Raw genomic sequence first — 16,014 nt, forward strand, 5'->3', positions numbered from 1 at the left:
TGGCGTAAATCCCGGCTGGTTACACACCACCACGTCGTCGTCCGCTTGCACGAGCACATAAAGCCCTTGCTTTTCGGCATAGCGCACGACTTCGTCGGGCGCCCCCATCGCCGCTACCGCCCCATGCAAGAGCTTATCGGCATACTCAGGAAACGCCGCTTTGAAGCGCGGAAGGCGCTCGAGGTGTTCGTCGACATCATCGGTGGTGAGGCGGCTTTTGCATTCCACCGCGATCGCATGGTCACCGTTGATCACCAAAAGGTCGATCTCCATCACCGTTTGCCCCGCGTCGTCCCGCGCGCGGACGTTCGGCATCACCCGATGTACCGGAATGCCCTGCTCTTGAAAGAGGCGCACCACCGCAGGTTCGACCATGTCCTGCACGAATTGCCCCAGGCGGTTTCCTAGACGCCCCAATTGGCGTTCGAGCGCACGGATCCGGCGGTCGGTCTCTTTGCCCGATTCGCGCAGTTCGCGAATGAGGCGGCCGGTTTCTTTGTTCGATTCGCGCAGCTCACGAATGAGACGGTCGGTTTCCTGCATGCGGCGATCGGTTTCCTGCATGCGGCGGTCGGTCTCTTTGCCTTGTTCGGCAAGGCCTAGGATCATCGCTTTGAGCTCGTCCCACGAGATTTCGGCAGCAGTCGTCATGGTCGAAGCAGGGTGTTTGGTCTGCAACGCTTTCCATTCTACCACCTGCGCGTGTGGTCGATAACGCAAGTTCTGCGCGGTGGTTGGCAAGGACGTTTTCAAGAAAGCGCGTTGCCCAATCGATCGCAACAAAGCGGTAGCAGCGCTGCTCAAGGCTTTCGCGTTCTTTTTGCAGCAGTCGGGTGCTTTTGTCTTCAACGGTTGCGCGCTTACGCCATTTCGCAACCGTGTGTCGATGGATCCCGTAACGCCTAGCAAGCTCGCGGTGACTCGCGGTGACTGACCGAAGCCGGTGCTTGTTGGATCTCAAGGCGAATCCAGGGTGTCGTTCGGGCGTTGGCATGAATACGCTGCATCGCTGCTCTTCTTCGTTCGACGCTTTCCGCCCTTGAAACAAGCGCTCAAGGAGACGGTACGCTTCGAAAAGTTTAGCACGACTTCGAGGAATATAATGATATGGGACCTGAAAGTTGCGCAAGAGTGTGGCATTTTTGAAATGAGCAAGCGTGCGACCAAACCGTTGGATCAAAGGGTAGAATCCCTTTCTCAATGGCCTGGAAAATGGAATCAAAATTCGGGGTCCTGAAACTACCACCATACCACGCGACCATAGCGGTACTCGGTGATCATGTTTTGATCGGTGATAGTTTCAAGCGGCCTTCCGGCAAGCCTCTCTTCATCTTCGACGCTAACCCACCCCTTGGACAACAAGGTGTCGACCGTACGAGATACGTGCTCGCTGTCGTGTGCGTGATTGATATGAAGATTCGCAAGCACCTCTATTACGCGCTGCCGAGCAAGTTTGGGGTCAATTTGAGTAAAGTTATGGTCGCCAGCGTAGATGAAGTTGCTATCTTTCCACCGATAGGCAAACAAAAATACGGTGGCGGCTGTTTTAAGAGCGTCGGGGGAGCCGGTCGCATTGAATGCGAGGATACCTCCGGGGTTGAGGTGATTGCGCGCTAAATGGAGGAAGTCCGATGAAAGAAGATTTGTTATCAAGGCGCGCCAGTGAAATGTGGTATTCATGACGATAAGGTCGAAGCGCTCAGCTTCGTTTCGCCGTAGCCAGCGGCGACCATCATCGCTATGGATATGCACACGCGTGTCCCGCAAAAGGGGAGAAACTTCCGGGCGTTCCCGAATGAGGGGGATATAGCCAGGGTTGATTTCGACGACATCAACACGCTCTACCGAAGGAAAGGCTGCAAGCACCCGTGTCCAGGAGCCACCGGACAAACCAATCACAAGCACCCTGCGCGGTTGGGGGTGCAAGGCGGCCAGCAGATATACTCGGTCGATTCTGTTACTGTTATCGATGAGGTCAATATTGATTTTGCCGTCGTAAACGTTCCCGCCGTAGACGGCCTCATCCTCGCCAGGGCGGATCAGGGTGTGAATGATGCCATGCCGGTTCTCGAGCAAAAAACCGATCGACGCTTCGGAAGAGGGGGTGGCAAGAGTTTCTAGTAGTGCGGTTTGGCGGGGCATCAGGATCGTTGCGGCCAGTACAGCCATCCCCGATAGGCCAAGCGTGACGCGCCATGAGCCATGGGGAGCAAGCATCCCACCCATGACGAGCATGGCTGCCCCAAGTGCGAGCATCAGTGACTGGCTTGTCATGAGATCAAGCCACCAGAATCCAATCAGCAAAGGGGCCAAGGTTGCACCGACGATATTGGCAAAGTAGACCCGTGCGATGGATCGCCCAGTGTCTGTCCTGCCCAACTGCCCACCGAGGTGGTGAACGACAGGAAAAAGGGCGGCTTTGCTGGCGGCCGTGGCAACGATGAGTACGCTCATCAGTGGCGTGAGGAAAATCCCGTCAGCGGCCTGCATGATCAACCAAGGGGCGGCGATATCGATGATTCCAGAGAGGGCGAGAGCGCTCGCGCCAAAGGTACGGATGGCTGTCTGCGAACCGTTCTCGCAGGCCCGCTTGCCGGCGAGTGACCCAAGCGCGATGCCTAGGAGAAAAAGGCTCAAGACAAGGGCAAAGGTCTGTGGCGAATTGCCATTAGCGAATCCAGCGATCCGAACCCAAAGAATCTCCTGGCCTAGGCTGGCAAAACCGACCAAAGCCGACGTCAGCCACACAAGCGCAGTGATTCTCATGGAGCCGACCTGTTGTCATTGGGATATCTGAAGAGCAGTACAGATACCCCAGCGGCCACGGAGAAATTTCCCAGCGCTGCAAGGTAAATGGCCATGTCCAATGTAAGCCAGTAGAAGAGGACGAAGCCAACGAGGAGAGCCCCGATCGTCGCGCCAAGGGTATTGCTCGCATAAAGTGCCCCGGTTGCCTTGCCGATATTCGTCCAACGCCGGGCGAGGTCGGCGACCAGGATCGGCAAGGTAGCCCCCATTAGCAGGGTCGGTAGCAAGACGAGGGCAAAATTCACTGCAGCGATGGTAGGGAGCGAGGTATGAATCGTGGCCTCCCCCGCCCAACGTAACAACTTTGGACTGATGACACCAAATGTCCCTACCCCACCCTCGGCGAGAGCAAAGAGCAGCAAGGTGCGAGAGGAATAGCGGTCGGCCAACCATCCTCCCGCCAGCGCACCACTTCCCAGGCCAAGCATGAAGGCTGCGACTACGATGGTCACAGATTCTAAGTCGGCGCCGAACGAGGCAAATAGAATGCGTTGCCAGGCCACCTGATAGATCAGTGCGCATGCGCCCGAAATCAGGAATAGCATGCTAAGGGTTGGGATCAGGGCATCTTGAGTTTTCCGCATGGCTCTACTCTTATGGCGCGGTCAAAATCCGGTACGGCCAAGGTCCAGCGCGGGCCCGGCGCGAAAACCTCCGAGACCCAGCTAAGTTTGGGATTATGGCCAGGATGGTCGATATGCGCGATATCCGCCAACGTGTGGAATGCGCCTGCTGAATAAAGCGGTGCATCGATCCGTTCGTGCAGGCGCCTCACGATATCGGGGTGGGTGCTCTTATAGCTGTTGGAAAACCATGTGAGCGCACTGACCCGGAAATCGGCTTCATTGTTGTGGCCATGTCCGCTCGTTGTGCATGCGCCTTGGGGAATGTTTTCTCCATGGTCGGAGATATAGATCATCGCCGTTTGGCTGTCGGGGCGCGCGTTTAGCCGTTGGATAAGCTCTGAGAGAACGTAATCGGTAAATAAAATCGTATTGTCATACGTGTTGATCACGGTCTGTATTTGCTCGTCAAAAGGTTTCAGTTTCTGCGATGGGAGAAAATGGTCAAAATCTTTTGGATAGCGATGAGCGTAGGCCTTGTGACTGCCGAGGAGGTGGACGACGAAAAACTTGCGCCGTTCCGGTTCCCGAAGAAAGCGGTCAAAAATCGGCAAAACGGCATCATCGAGGTTGCCCTCTTGTGAGTAGTCGACACCGTTGGTGTAGAGCACTTTATCAGCTTCATAGGCATGCACGGAGATGACGGAATCATGCAGCCCAAGTGGGGCTTGATTGGAAATCCAGTATGTCTTGAATCCTGCCTGCTTAAAAAGGCTCACCACAGACGCTTGGCCGAGGGGAGCGCGGTGGGTTAGGGGGTCCTGGTTACCGGTAAGAATAACGGGCACAGCAAGGCGGGTAGCAGGAAAAGGTGATATCACATTGCGGAAGCTCGCAAGATTTTCTGTTGCTGAAAGCCTGGGTGTGGTGTCGCGTTCGTAGCCATTGATGCCCCAATGTGTTGGGTTCGATGATTCACCGATCACCAGTACATAAACTTCGTCGGTATTCTCCTCAATGGTGCGCCGTGGATGGAAGTTCCAACGCTTGATTTGCTCGCTGGCTGCGCGTAGCCGGGTGCGCTCGGCCAGGTAATCGCGAACGCGAAAAGCTACTCCTAATGGGTAGCTATCGCTCAATGTGGCGCCAAGGGGTGACGCCAGCTCGGTGGTCATGAGTGATTCCAGCGAGTTTTGTGCAGCCTGTGCGTCGAAGATCGGCTTCTTCTTGGCCCAATCCCATTCCAGCCAAGCGTACTGGATCATGGGCGCCAGACTTGCGAGCGCAAGCCATCGTAGATGACGAGATGGGGGAATAATTGGTGCTTTATTCGCAAGACTCAGGGTTATAATAAATAAAATGAATCCGATTGCGAGGCAGGTGAGTAGAGGCAATAGGCCTAAGTATTCGATGGCTTCTGTTGGGTTTGACTCACTGATCACAGCGAGAATATGAGGTGTTGTAGGCTGGCCAAATTCGAAAATGTAATAAAGCTCAAAGGGCAGAAGAATATAGAAAGGGCTGAGTAACCTTAAGATCCAAGCAGGGCGTCGTGTCCATGCCAGTAGCGCTGCAATGAGGGCAAGGGACGCTGGCACGCTGCGGATGAGTGCATCGATAGGGTTATCAGCGACCAGGCAGAACACAAGGTTGGGTATCAAAAGCAACGCCAACCAGAGTAGTACCGTCCTCATGGCATTTTAAGTCATAAAAAACCCCCGCCGAAGCGGGGTTGCTAAAACAGCATCGAATGATGTTAGATGCGACACTCAGCGGGTACATATTTGTTGTTTGCTGAGGAACTCACTGCGCACGTCCAGTTGACCACTCCATTCGTGGTCAAGGTGGGGGTAAGAGTAAGGACGACGTTTTTTGCGGCAGTGGTGCCAGTGAGGGTGATTACACCAGTCGTATCAGCGCAAGAAAGAGAGGCGACGCTCTTTAGGTTATCAGCGGATGTAATGGCAGTCACCCCACGGCAGCTTCCGGCTTGAATTGCACCAGCGTTAGCAATGTTTTCACCCACCGTGGCCTTGGCCGCTGCACCGGCTGCCATAAGTTCGGAGACGCGGGCACGCACAGTGTAATCCTGATAAGCCGGCAACGCGATCGCCGCCAGAATCCCGATGATCGCGACGACGATCATCAGTTCGATCAGGGTGAAGCCCTGTTGGACGCGTTTCATGATTACCTCCTTTCGTTGAGAGACGACTCGAACGCCCCATGCGTTCGCACAGAGTGAAAAGCAATAACCGTGCCAATAACGAGCATGGAGTAAAAAAACCGCCAACCATCTCTCGCGCAAAGAATTTTTTTGTTCTCTACCGCTTGGCGTTGCCGGTGTTGTGGGCGGCAGAGACGTTGGTTGTTAACAAATTGTCGGGAATTGTTAACCAACGCTTCGCTCATAAACCACCTTCCTCACCCGCGCGATGTGATTACGCAGGTCGGGGACGGTAGATGCCCTTGGCGCGGGAACTGAAAGGTATCGCACGCACGACGCGCGGTTCCGTCGCAAGAAGCGCACGCAGCGTTTCGAGCGTTTTCGGGGAAAGGCCGCCAAGGGGCGTCGCAGTGTCTAAGGCGGTCGGGTTCATCGCGCAGCACTCCCCCCCACCGGCGTCACCGCAAAGAGCGCGGCGATCTCCGCTTCGGTGAGCGTCCAGCCGCCCTGCCCTTCGCCGCCGGTTGCGGCCGCTGCAAGCGCCGCTTTTTGGGCTTGCAGTTTCAAGATCTGCTCTTCCACGGTATTGGCGCAGATGAGTTTGTAGATGAAGACCGGTTTGTCCTGGCCGATGCGGTGGGCGCGGTCGATCGCTTGCGCTTCCACCGCGGGGTTCCACCATGGGTCCAAGAGAATCACGGTGTCGGCCTCGGTGAGGTTGAGGCCGGTGCCGCCTGCTTTGAGGCTGATGAGAAAAACAGGCACCTCTCCGCGTTGAAAGCGCGCGACCACCTCGTCGCGGTGGCGGGTGGTGCCGGTTAGAAGCGCGTAGGGGATGCCCTGCGCGGTGAGCCGCGCTTCGACCCGTTTGAGGAGCTGCACGAATTGCGAAAAGATGAGCACTTTGCGCCCCTCTTCTACGAGCTCCGGTAGCGTGGCGTCGAGCCAGTCGAGTTTCGCCGACTCCTCCACCCGTTTCGCCTGCGGGGTGTCGATGAGCGTCGGGTCGCAGCAGCATTGGCGCAGTTTCAAAAGGGCGTCGAGCACGGTGATCTGGCTTTTCGCAAGCCCTTTTTCCGCGAGCGCTTGGCGCACGCGCGCCTCCATCGCCACGCGGATCGCCTCATAGATCTTGGCCTGTTTTTCTCCCAGGATCACGCTTGCGACGATTTCGCTCTTCGGGGGCAGCTCGGGCGCCACTTCGGCTTTGGTGCGGCGCAACAAAAACGGTCGAATGCGGCGGCGCAAAAGCGCCAGGCGCTCCGTGTCGTGGTGTTTTTCGATCGGGGTGCGGTAGCTGCGGGTGAACTGGTCGCGCGGCCCCAAAAAGCCAGGCATGAGGAAATCGAAAAGCGCCCAGAGTTCGCCCAGGTGGTTCTCCATCGGGGTGCCGGTAAGACAGAGCCGCTGTTCGGCGGCAAGTTGCCGCGCGGACTGCGCAACCCGCGCGCGCGGGTTCTTGATCGCTTGCGCTTCGTCCAGAATCACCACCGACCAGCGTTGCGCGCGCAGCCGTTCGATGTCGCGCCACAAGAGCGCGTATGAGGTGACCACCAGGTGGTGCGCAGAAAGCGTCGTGAGGGTGGTCTGCCGCTCGGCACCGTGCCATGCGGTAACGCGCAGTTCGGGGACAAAGCGGGCTGCTTCGCGCAGCCAGTTGCCGATGAGGCTCGTGGGCGCAACAACGAGCGCGGGCGCGGAGAGCCGCCCCGCCAGCCGTTCGATCTCCAGATGGGCAAGCGTCTGGAGCGTCTTCCCTAGCCCCATGTCGTCGGCCAAAATCCCGTGCAGCCGATGGCGCCGCCAGAATTGCAGCCACGCCACTCCCATCTGCTGGTAGGGGCGCAGTGCGACGGTCAGCGTAGCGGGGATCTCGATGGGCGCGGGGCCACCGTGGGTGCGTAGCTCGTCGAGCATCGCGGCAAACGCGGGCGGCTTTTCGGGCCAGAGGGGTTCGGGAATTGCATCGAGTAGCGCCACGTCGAAGCGCGAGACCCGCGCCCGCCCTTTGCGGTGGGGTTCGCGGCTCAGAAGCTCGGCTGCAACGCGCAGCACCGGCTCGAGCGGCGCAAGCGGCACGCGCGCGCAGCGGTCGGTGGCGCCCGGAAGGTCGAGCAAGATCGCGTCGGGCCACCCCTCGGCGCCATAACGGGCAAAGACCTCGGCGGCGATCGTCTCCACCGGTAGCTGCGTTGCTTCGTCCAGGATGACGTTGCCTTGCCATTCGAACCAGTCCGGTTCGTCGGCAAGGGGCGTGAGTTTGACTTCGGTATAGCGCGCCGCTACCGTTTCGGGCCAAAAATCGGGTTCGGCGACGATCGTGGGTTCGAACTCGGCCAACGCAGCAGGTGGTTGGTCACGCAGTTCCAGCCACTGCGCGGCACTCCATCGCGGCGCAAGGCGCCGGTACTCCGCCCCGACGGCGTGCCGTTCGCCCACAAGGAGCGCCACCGCGTCGAACCACAGCCGTTCGCGGTCGCGCCGCCGGTTGGAGAGGGTGAGAACCGCTTCGCCGAAGGGGTGGCTGAGCGCCCCGTCCGCAAAGAGCGTCACCGGGCCATAGGCCACTTGCGGCTCGATCTGCCGCTGCCCGGCCTCGTTGGTGGTGAGCTGCAGCAGAAAACGGGGCGCGTCGGGCACCGTGACGTGCGCCACCGGTTTGGGGGGCGGCAGTTCGGCGGGCAACACCTCGCGCCAGCGGCGCGCAAAGGGCTCGATCGCTTCCGGGGGGATCGGCGGCAACGTTTGCAGTAGCGCAAACTGCGCCCACGAAAGTCCTTCGGGTAACGCAAAGGCCCCTACGTGACGGGTGCGAGAACAGAGGTAGTGCCACGGCCAGGTGTTGGTGATCAGCAAACACCCTTCGAGCGCTTCCGGGACACGGTACGCGCCACAGAAGCGGCCGCGCGCGTCTTCCCGCCACTGCCAACCCAAGACGGGTTGCTCGCAACGCCACTCGAGGGAAAGCCCGTAGGTGTGATCCCCCCAATAGGCGCGGCCGCTGGCAACGATCGCATGAAACGCCTCCCCCAGCCACTGCGGCAAGCGAAGTGCTGGGCGGACGTAGGAGGTTTCGGCAAAGAGCAGACCGTAGAGGTCGGCACGGGTCAGATGGGCTTTGCAGTCACCACTCGGAAGGCCACTGCTTTCCCAACTCACTGCGGTGCCGTGGATGAGGAGATGGGCGTTGCGTTTGTGCGGTCGGGTAAGCCACGCGCGCCAGCTCACCTGATGCTGGATCACGTCGACGGCAAAAACCAGCCGTTCGCCGTCGGCTGGCGGCTCGGTTTGCGCTTCGGCAATGCGCTCGAGGAGCGCGAACGCAAGCGATGCACGCGCCGGACACGGCGCGGCGTCTTCCCCTTTTTGGGGTTGTTGCGCCTGAGGGCCATTGAGAAAAAGGTTCACCAGGTGCCCAAGCTCGCCAGCCATGATCGTTCGCAGTGCGCGGCAAAAGGGGAAGTATAATCGGGCCGTAGCGCAAAGACAACGAACGAAACGGAGGCTTGAGTCATGGCTGGACACTCCAAATGGGCAAACATCCGCTTTCGGAAAGAGCGCCAGGACGCCAAGCGCGGACAGCTTTTCACCCGCCTGATCCGGGAGATCACCGTCGCGGCCCGCAACGGCGGCGGGGACCCGGAGTTCAACCCGCGACTGCGCGCTGCGATCGAGAAAGCGAAAGAGCACAACATGCCCGCAGAAAACATCGAACGGGCGATCAAGCGCGGCACGGGGGAACTGGAAGGGGTGAGCTATGAAGAGGTGCGCTACGAAGGGTACGGCCCGGGGGGGGCAGCGGTGATCGTCGACTGCATGACCGACAACCGCACGCGCACGGTGGCCGAAGTGCGCCACGCTTTTGCCAAACATGGCGGTAACCTAGGCACCGAAGGGTGCGTGGCGTTCCAATTCACCCATTGTGGTCAGATCATCCTGCCGCCCGAGACGCCCGAAGAGAAGGTGCTGGAAGTGGCGCTCGAAGCGGGCGCGGACGACGTGCTCACCCATGAAGACGGTTCGATCGAGGTGATCACCCCGCCCTTTGAGCTGGACAAGGTGAAAGCGGCGCTCGTTGCCGCGGGACTCGAACCTGCTGCCGCCGAGGTGGTGTGGAAAGCGCAGAACGAGGTAGAGCTTACCGGCGACGACGCCGCGAAGATGCGCAAGCTCTTGGATGCGTTGGAAAATCTCGACGACGTGCAGGCGGTCTATACCTCGGCGGCGCTTGACGAAAGCGAATGACCGAAGTCGCGCGCATGAGCAGGGGGCAAACGTTTCTTGGCGTCGATCCGGGGCTGCGCCGCACTGGCTACGGGGTGATCCGTTGCGATGGCGCAGCGCTAAAGCACCTAGCGCACGGCGTGATCACCGCCCCCAGCGCAGCGCCGCTTCCTACACGCCTTGCGGCGCTCTTTGACGGACTTACCGCACTCATTACCGAATATGCGCCCGATGCGATTGCGGTCGAACAGGTCTTCGTCAATACCAACGCGCAGGCAACCCTCCTTTTGGGGCAAGCCCGGGGCGCGCTCCTTGCTGCGGCAACGCGTAGCGGCGCGCCGGTGGCGGAATACACCGCATTGCAGGTGAAACAAGCGGTGGTCGGCTACGGTAAAGCGCAGAAAGGGCAGGTGCAAGAGATGGTGCGGCGGCTTTTGGCGCTTGCCGAACCGCCCCCGCCCGACGCTGCCGACGCGCTTGCCTGCGCGATCTGCCACGCCCACCAGAGCCGCCATCCGCTTGCCGCTACGGCGCTTGCGCATATCCCTGGCGTCACCCGGCGCAAAGGGCGGTTGCGCTGGGACGCTGCGGCGCTTGCAGCGCTGAGCAAACGGACGGAGCTCGGATGATGGCGCACGCTTCCCCACCGGAACCTGCGGCGCCCCTCTGGGCGAAAGAGAAGGAGCCGCCCATTCGTCGGAGAACCGCGCCCGACCAATCCTTTGGCGCGACAGAAGAACCGCCGCTTACCCCAGCCGCGCTCTGCGCGCAGCTGGAGACCACTCTTTTTGGGAAGGGGGTCGCGCTGCGGTTGGCGCTTGCGGCTTGGCTTGCCGACGGCCACGTGTTGATCGAAGATCTGCCCGGCGTCGGAAAAACGACGCTGGCACGGGCGCTTGCCACCGCGTTTGGTTTTTCTTGGCAGCGGCTCCAAGGCACCCCCGATCTGTTGCCCGCCGACATCACCGGTGGGCTCGTCTGGGACGCTGCAAAAGCGGAACTGCGTTTCGTGCCCGGCCCCATTTTCAGCGAAGTGGTGCTCTTCGACGAACTCAACCGCGCCAACCCCAAGACGCAGAGCGCGCTTCTTGAGGCGATGCAGGAGCGGCAGGTGAGCATCGAAGGAACCATCCATTCCCTTCCCGATCCCTTTCTCCTCATCGCAACGCAAAACCCGCTGTCGCAGATCGGCGCCAATCCCTTGCCCGAAGGGCAGCTCGACCGCTTTGCGGTGCGGTTGACGCTCGGCTACCCGCCACGCGCCGCGGAGCGGCAGCTCATCCGCCACGCGTTGGATCGCAGCGAAGCGCTCGCCGCCCCGTCGGCGCACGTCACCCGAAAGACGTTTTTGGCGTGGCGCGCGCAGGTGCGCTCGGTCACCGTACGGGAGGCGGTCATCGACTACGCGCTCGATCTTGCGGCGGCATCGCGTCGCCATCCGGCGCTGAAGCTGGGGTTGAGCCCACGCGCGGTGGTGCAACTGCTGGAACTTTCCCGCGCTTGGGCCTTTCTCAATGAACGAACCTTCGTGTTGCCCGACGACCTGCAGGCCGTCTTTCGCGCTGCCACCGCCCACCGCTTGTGGGCCAAAGGCGACGCGACCCAGACGCCTGAAGCGGTTGCCGCCGAGTTGCTCACGACCACACCGGTACCCCATTGAGGCATACCCCACACCCTCTGTGATCCCCTCCAACGCCGTTACCCCCTCCCAGATGCCGCCACCACCGCCCCGTTGGATCCACTGGGCGCGCTGGGTGCGCCGCAATCACCGCGGGGCGCGCTGGCAGTGGAACGCATGGCAGATGTTCCTGCTGCCCACCCCGTTTGGTTGGGTCTATGGTGGTGCGCTCGTTGCCCTTTTTCTCTTTGCGGCGAACTACCAGTTGTCGCTCGCCTATCTCCTCCTCTTCGTCTCCGCGGCGTTCGGCGTCACCGCTGCGGTGCAGACGGTACGCGTTGCGCACGGTGTGACGTTTATCGCGCAACCACCCGAATGGGTCTTTGCGGGCGACCCCGTCACCTGGACCCTCTCCTGGCACGCCCCGCTCGACGCGCAGGGAAGCGCTGTGACCGTAAGTGCCCTAACGCCGCAACGCCAGGTGGTAGCCTGCAGGGTTCTCTTCGACGGCGCCGCAGGGGTTGTGACATTGGCGCTTCCCACGGACCGTCGCGGCGCGTACCCGGCACCCTACTTTGCCCTTTCGACAACCCTGCCGTGGGGGCTTTTTCGTGCTTGGGCGGTTTGGCGTCCACCGCACACCGCCTGGGCCGTACCGCAACCGTTGCCCGACGCACCCCCCTTGCCCCGCACGATCGCGCCGCACGCCACCGCTGTGACGCATGGGCGCGAACAGCCGGGCGAAGGGGTGGATTGGGGCGATTGGCGCGCCGCACACCCCGGCGAACCGTTGCGCCGTGTGCATATGCGCCAGTTGGCGCGCCGCGGTGACCTCTGGCTTGCGGAAACGACAGCCCCTACTGCGCCCAGCGACGAGACGGTTTGGTTGCGGTTCGAAGCGGCAGCGGGTGCGAACCTCGAGGAAAAGCTCGCGTGCCTTGCGGCATGGGTGGTCCACGCCGACGCGCTTGGGCTTCGGTATGGCTTGGCGTTGCCCGGCCTCTCCTTGGCGCCCGGGCGCGGCGTTGCGCACAAAACGGCTGCGCTCCTTCAGTTGGCACAGTATGAGGAGCGGCGATGAGCGGGCCCAGTCACCCGAGCGGCTCATGGATTCGGCAGGCGTGGCCGCGCGTTGCATCGATGCTTACCCCGCCCACTTTTCCCGTTGCGGCTTGGGTGCCGTGCGTTGCTGCCGGCGCGCTGGCGTGGGGGTTACACGCTGCGGCGCTGCCACTTCTTTGGAACGGCGTGGTGGCGCTGCTCCTGGTGGGGACGCTCGCGCGCTTTCTCTTTGCCGTGCGCTGGCCGCGCTGGCTGCCCACCGGGGTCGCTCTGGCGGCGTTCGCTGCGATTCGGCCGATCTATGGGTACGGGTTCGGCCAAGAGACGGGGCTGGCGCTTCTCTTTGCCGCGTTCTGGCTCAAAGGGTGGGAAGCCACAACGGCGCGCGACCTTCGTGGCTGGGGGCTCACCGCGCTCTTTCTTTTGGCCGCGGCGTTTCTGCGCAGCCAATCACCGCTTTACGCCGCGGCGGTGCTCACCGGCTGGCTCGTGGTCGTAGTCGGCTGGGCACAGGCGGCGCGGGTGGAATGGGGGTTGGCAACGGCGTTGCGCCAGCTGCCCACGTTGGCGCGCCATACCGCGGTGACGCTGATAGCAAGTCTTCCGCTCGTCCTCCTCCTCTTCGTGCTCGTGCCCCGGCTCGATCGCCCGCTCTGGGGCGTTCCGCAAGACGCCACGCAGGCGCTCAGCGGCCTTTCTGAGACGATCGCACCGGGCGCGGTCAGCGCGTTGGCGCTCTCGGATGCGGTCGCCTTCACCCTGACCTGGGAGGAAGCAGCTCCTGCCCCCTCTGAGCTCTACTTCCGCGCCGTGGTCCTCCCCCATTACGACGGAACGACGTGGCGACCCGCACCCGAAGAGATGCTCGAACGGCAAAGCGCGCAACCACGCGCCCGCGCCACTCCTGCTACCGACGTCTCCCCTGCAGCCGTTCGTACGCCCGCTGCTTCCGATCGCCCCCACCAAAGCCCCGCAGCAGACGCCGTTCGCGACCAGACCGCCCCGAGTGACGCGCCTTTTGCCACGCGCCGCTTTTCGCTGCTGCTTGCGCCGCAACCGATCCCTTGGCTCCCAGTCCCAGAACGGACAGTGGCGCTCGTCGGCGCTGCGGGCGCACGCCCCTGGCACGATGGCCGCTGGCTCAGCGACCGCCCCCTTCTCGAACGGACCCTCTGGTCTGGCGACGTGCAACTGACCGACCGTTGGCCAGAGTCCCTGACCGCAACCCAGGCGCGGCAACTCACGGCCCTTCCCCCGAACCAGAATCCACGGGCGCAGGCGCTGGGGCAGCGGATTGCCCGCGAACATCCCAGTGCGGCAGCGCGGCTTGCGGCGATCGAAGACGCTTTTCGGGCCGCGAACCTGCGCTACACTCTCTACCCGCCCCTCATGACGGACCATGCGGCGGACCAAACCCTCTTCGACGTCCAAGCCGGTTTTTGCGAACATTTCGCGAACGCGTTTGCGGTGGTCGCTCGTGCTGCGGGGTTACCGACGCGCCTCGTTGCCGGTTACCAAGGGGCCACGTTCAATCCAGTGGATCGCAGTTGGGTGGTGCGCCACGCCGACGCCCACGCTTGGGCCGAAGTGTGGCTCGACGGCGAATGGCGGCGCGTCGATCCCACCCGCTGGACCGCGCCCGAACGCATCACGCTGGGTAGTGATGCCGCGTTGCGCAGCGAACTGCCGCTGGTGCGCGCCGCCTGGCTCGATCAACCGTGGCTCGCGGCGCTGCGCCAACGGCTCTGGGCGTGGCAACGGCAATGGGATCTGTGGGTGGTCGGGTTCGATGCGGCGCGGCAGCGGGCGCTGCTTGCGCGCTTCGGGTGGGAAAGCGGCGATTGGCGCTGGGCGGTAAGCGGTGCACTCCTCATTGCCGCAGCCACTGCGCTGATTCTGTTTGCTCGGCTGCCGCAGCCACCGCGCGACCCCGTGCACCAGGCGTGGGCTCGGCTCACTGCGACGCTTGCGCGCCGCGATCTTGCGCCGCGCCCAGGAGAAGCACCGCTTGCCTACGTCGCACGGGCGGGTAACGCCCTGCCGTCGCCGCTCGCGGCGCGCTTCACCGCGCTCGCGCAGCGCTATCTCGCTTACCGTTTCGGCGCAGCGACGGATGCACCACACCACCTTGCACGCGATCTGCGACAATTACGGTGGGCGCTTATCTGCGCCCACTGGCCACAGCGCGACGGGGCACGTCCTGCCGACGTCCAAACCGATCCGGTTCCGTCCTCAACTAAACAGGAGCAAGCCGCACGATGACTCACCCTGCTCAACCCCTCGAACCGGCAATCGCCGTGGCGCTCGTTGCGACGATGCAGGCGATGCGCCACCGCGGCCTCAACGTGGGCGCCGCGGGCAACGCCAGCGCCCGCCACCCCGAAAGCGGCATGTGGATTACCCCCACCGGTGTCCCCGCTGAAACGCTCACCCCAGAGCAGATCGTCTGGGTCGATGCCGCGGGGCAGGCGCACGGCGCATGGCGCCCTTCGAGTGAATGGCACTTTCACCTGGCGATCTACCGCGCCCGACCCGACGTCGGCGCAGTAGTCCATTGCCATTCGCCCGCTGCGACGGCACTTGCGTGCCACCGCCGCGAAATTCCTCCTTTCCATTACATGATCGCGGAGTTTGGTGGGCAGACGGTGCGCTGCGCCCGCTATGCGCGTTTTGGCAGTGAAGCGCTTGCCGAAGCGATCGTCGACGCGCTCGAAGACCGCCTGGCGTGCCTTTTGGCCAACCACGGCCTGGTTGCGGTGGGGCATGACCTTGCGCACGCGCTTCACCTTGCCGAAGCGCTGGAAACACTCTGCAAACAATACCTTTACGCGCGCGCGCTCGGCGAACCGGTTTGGTTGAGCGAGGCAGAGATGGCAGAGGTGATCGACGCCTTTCGCGGCTACGGGCAACAGTCTTGCGAAAGGACTTACGAGAGCACCTCCAGGATCTTGCCGCCCAGCTCGTAGCGGAAATGGACGCGCTCCCCTTCGGGAACCGGCAGCGCTTCGCAACGCCGCACCTCGAGCCGAACCCGCAGCGGCCGGACTTGAACGCCGGGGCTTGCAGGGGGTTGATCGACCTGGACGGCCAGCACTTCGTGGAGCGCCGGAACGTAATTGCACCGCAACGTCAGCCCCCCCACGGAGAGCTCCGTACAGCTGGCTTCATGGCGTTCACCATGGGCGGTGATGAGGTGCGCCTTGAGCCCACCTCCGGGCACGGGGATACGGCGGTCACGGCGTCGTTCAGCGTGCGAAAGGGGCATTGCGAATACTCCACGAAGAATGCGGTGTGACCATTATACGCAAATGGTAGCACGAGCCGTGAACATGGGCGCGCCACGCGGTCACCCGTCCGAAAGGGCGAGCACTTAGCTCGTTTCGCTTTCCACCGCCACGACGGTGCGCTGGCGTTTGCTGAACTCAATCCCCACCAGGTGCACCGGCACCCCTTGGCCGCGGTACTTTTCGGCGTAGCCTTTGGCGCGAAGTTGCGCAAGCGCTGCTCCTTCGGGTTTGTCCGCAACCACTTTGAATTCGAACAGATAGATCCGCTCCGGGAGCTTCACCGTAAGA

At 62.1% G+C, this 16,014-nt stretch carries 15 protein-coding genes and 1 pseudogene; 6 read left to right on the forward strand and 10 right to left on the reverse strand.

Annotated features, from left to right (window positions below):
- From KUL93_RS10145 to KUL93_RS10180, 8 genes and pseudogenes are all read right to left on the reverse strand, one after another.
- Positions 1–753: hypothetical protein (locus KUL93_RS10145; RefSeq protein ID WP_217126951.1), on the reverse strand; the 753-nt coding region annotated here is incomplete at its 3' end.
- Between the two features lie 76 nt (positions 754–829).
- Positions 830–1,007: pseudogene (locus tag KUL93_RS10150) on the reverse strand (helix-turn-helix domain-containing protein); the annotation flags it as partial.
- A gap of 232 nt (positions 1,008–1,239) precedes the next feature.
- Positions 1,240–2,766, reverse strand: coding sequence for a fused MFS/spermidine synthase (locus KUL93_RS10155; protein WP_217126937.1), 1,527 nt, complete (start codon positions 2,764–2,766; stop codon positions 1,240–1,242).
- Positions 2,763–3,392: a fused MFS/spermidine synthase gene (locus KUL93_RS10160; RefSeq protein ID WP_217126938.1), complete on the reverse strand. Its 630-nt coding sequence runs from the start codon at positions 3,390–3,392 to the stop codon at positions 2,763–2,765. Before KUL93_RS10160 ends, KUL93_RS10155 begins: the two co-directional genes overlap by 4 nt.
- Positions 3,368–5,044 (reverse strand): phosphoethanolamine transferase, encoded by a 1,677-nt coding sequence (locus KUL93_RS10165; protein ID WP_217126939.1) that lies wholly within the window; start codon positions 5,042–5,044, stop codon positions 3,368–3,370. Before KUL93_RS10165 ends, KUL93_RS10160 begins: the two co-directional genes overlap by 25 nt.
- A gap of 83 nt (positions 5,045–5,127) precedes the next feature.
- The gene (locus tag KUL93_RS10170) at positions 5,128–5,556 is read right to left on the reverse strand and encodes a pilin (RefSeq protein WP_217126940.1); all 429 of its coding nucleotides are present in this window, start codon (positions 5,554–5,556) and stop codon (positions 5,128–5,130) included.
- 253 nt (positions 5,557–5,809) lie between these two features.
- On the reverse strand, positions 5,810–5,968 hold the full coding sequence (locus KUL93_RS10175; RefSeq protein WP_217126941.1) for a hypothetical protein: 159 nt from the start codon (positions 5,966–5,968) through the stop codon (positions 5,810–5,812).
- Positions 5,965–8,967 carry a DEAD/DEAH box helicase gene (locus KUL93_RS10180; RefSeq protein ID WP_217126942.1) on the reverse strand — a complete coding sequence of 1,001 codons (3,003 nt, stop codon included), beginning with the start codon at positions 8,965–8,967 and terminating at the stop codon, positions 5,965–5,967. The genes KUL93_RS10175 and KUL93_RS10180 overlap by 4 nt, the downstream gene beginning before the upstream one ends.
- Before the next feature lie 81 nt (positions 8,968–9,048).
- Between KUL93_RS10180 and KUL93_RS10185 the strand changes: the two genes are divergently transcribed.
- The 6 genes from KUL93_RS10185 to KUL93_RS10210 are packed head-to-tail and all read left to right on the forward strand — an operon-like array spanning position 9,049 to position 15,405.
- The gene (locus KUL93_RS10185) at positions 9,049–9,780 is read left to right on the forward strand and encodes a YebC/PmpR family DNA-binding transcriptional regulator (RefSeq protein ID WP_217126943.1); all 732 of its coding nucleotides are present in this window, start codon (positions 9,049–9,051) and stop codon (positions 9,778–9,780) included.
- Positions 9,777–10,388, forward strand: a complete 612-nt coding sequence (ruvC, locus tag KUL93_RS10190) for a crossover junction endodeoxyribonuclease RuvC (protein ID WP_217126944.1) — start codon at positions 9,777–9,779, stop codon at positions 10,386–10,388. Before KUL93_RS10185 ends, ruvC begins: the two co-directional genes overlap by 4 nt.
- Positions 10,385–11,419: an AAA family ATPase gene (locus KUL93_RS10195; RefSeq protein ID WP_217126945.1), complete on the forward strand. Its 1,035-nt coding sequence runs from the start codon at positions 10,385–10,387 to the stop codon at positions 11,417–11,419. The genes ruvC and KUL93_RS10195 overlap by 4 nt, the downstream gene beginning before the upstream one ends.
- Positions 11,420–11,471: 52 nt before the next feature.
- Positions 11,472–12,458 carry a DUF58 domain-containing protein gene (locus KUL93_RS10200; RefSeq protein ID WP_217126946.1) on the forward strand — a complete coding sequence of 329 codons (987 nt, stop codon included), beginning with the start codon at positions 11,472–11,474 and terminating at the stop codon, positions 12,456–12,458.
- Positions 12,455–14,701 carry a transglutaminase TgpA family protein gene (locus tag KUL93_RS10205; protein ID WP_217126947.1) on the forward strand — a complete coding sequence of 749 codons (2,247 nt, stop codon included), beginning with the start codon at positions 12,455–12,457 and terminating at the stop codon, positions 14,699–14,701. Before KUL93_RS10200 ends, KUL93_RS10205 begins: the two co-directional genes overlap by 4 nt.
- Complete coding sequence (locus KUL93_RS10210; protein WP_217126948.1) at positions 14,698–15,405, forward strand: class II aldolase/adducin family protein; 708 nt, start codon at positions 14,698–14,700, stop codon at positions 15,403–15,405. Before KUL93_RS10205 ends, KUL93_RS10210 begins: the two co-directional genes overlap by 4 nt.
- Here KUL93_RS10210 and KUL93_RS10215 read toward each other — a convergent pair.
- Together KUL93_RS10215 and KUL93_RS10220 are read right to left on the reverse strand one after the other, a co-directional pair.
- Positions 15,366–15,704, reverse strand: a complete 339-nt coding sequence (locus KUL93_RS10215; RefSeq protein WP_217126949.1) for a hypothetical protein — start codon at positions 15,702–15,704, stop codon at positions 15,366–15,368. The two genes, KUL93_RS10210 and KUL93_RS10215, sit on opposite strands and share 40 nt — an antisense overlap.
- A gap of 105 nt (positions 15,705–15,809) precedes the next feature.
- Positions 15,810–16,014: PD-(D/E)XK nuclease domain-containing protein (locus KUL93_RS10220; protein ID WP_217126950.1), on the reverse strand; the 205-nt coding region annotated here is incomplete at its 5' end.

Origin of the sequence: Hydrogenophilus thiooxidans (assembly GCF_019049855.1) — a bacterium.
GTDB lineage: Bacteria > Pseudomonadota > Gammaproteobacteria > Burkholderiales > Rhodocyclaceae > Hydrogenophilus > Hydrogenophilus thiooxidans.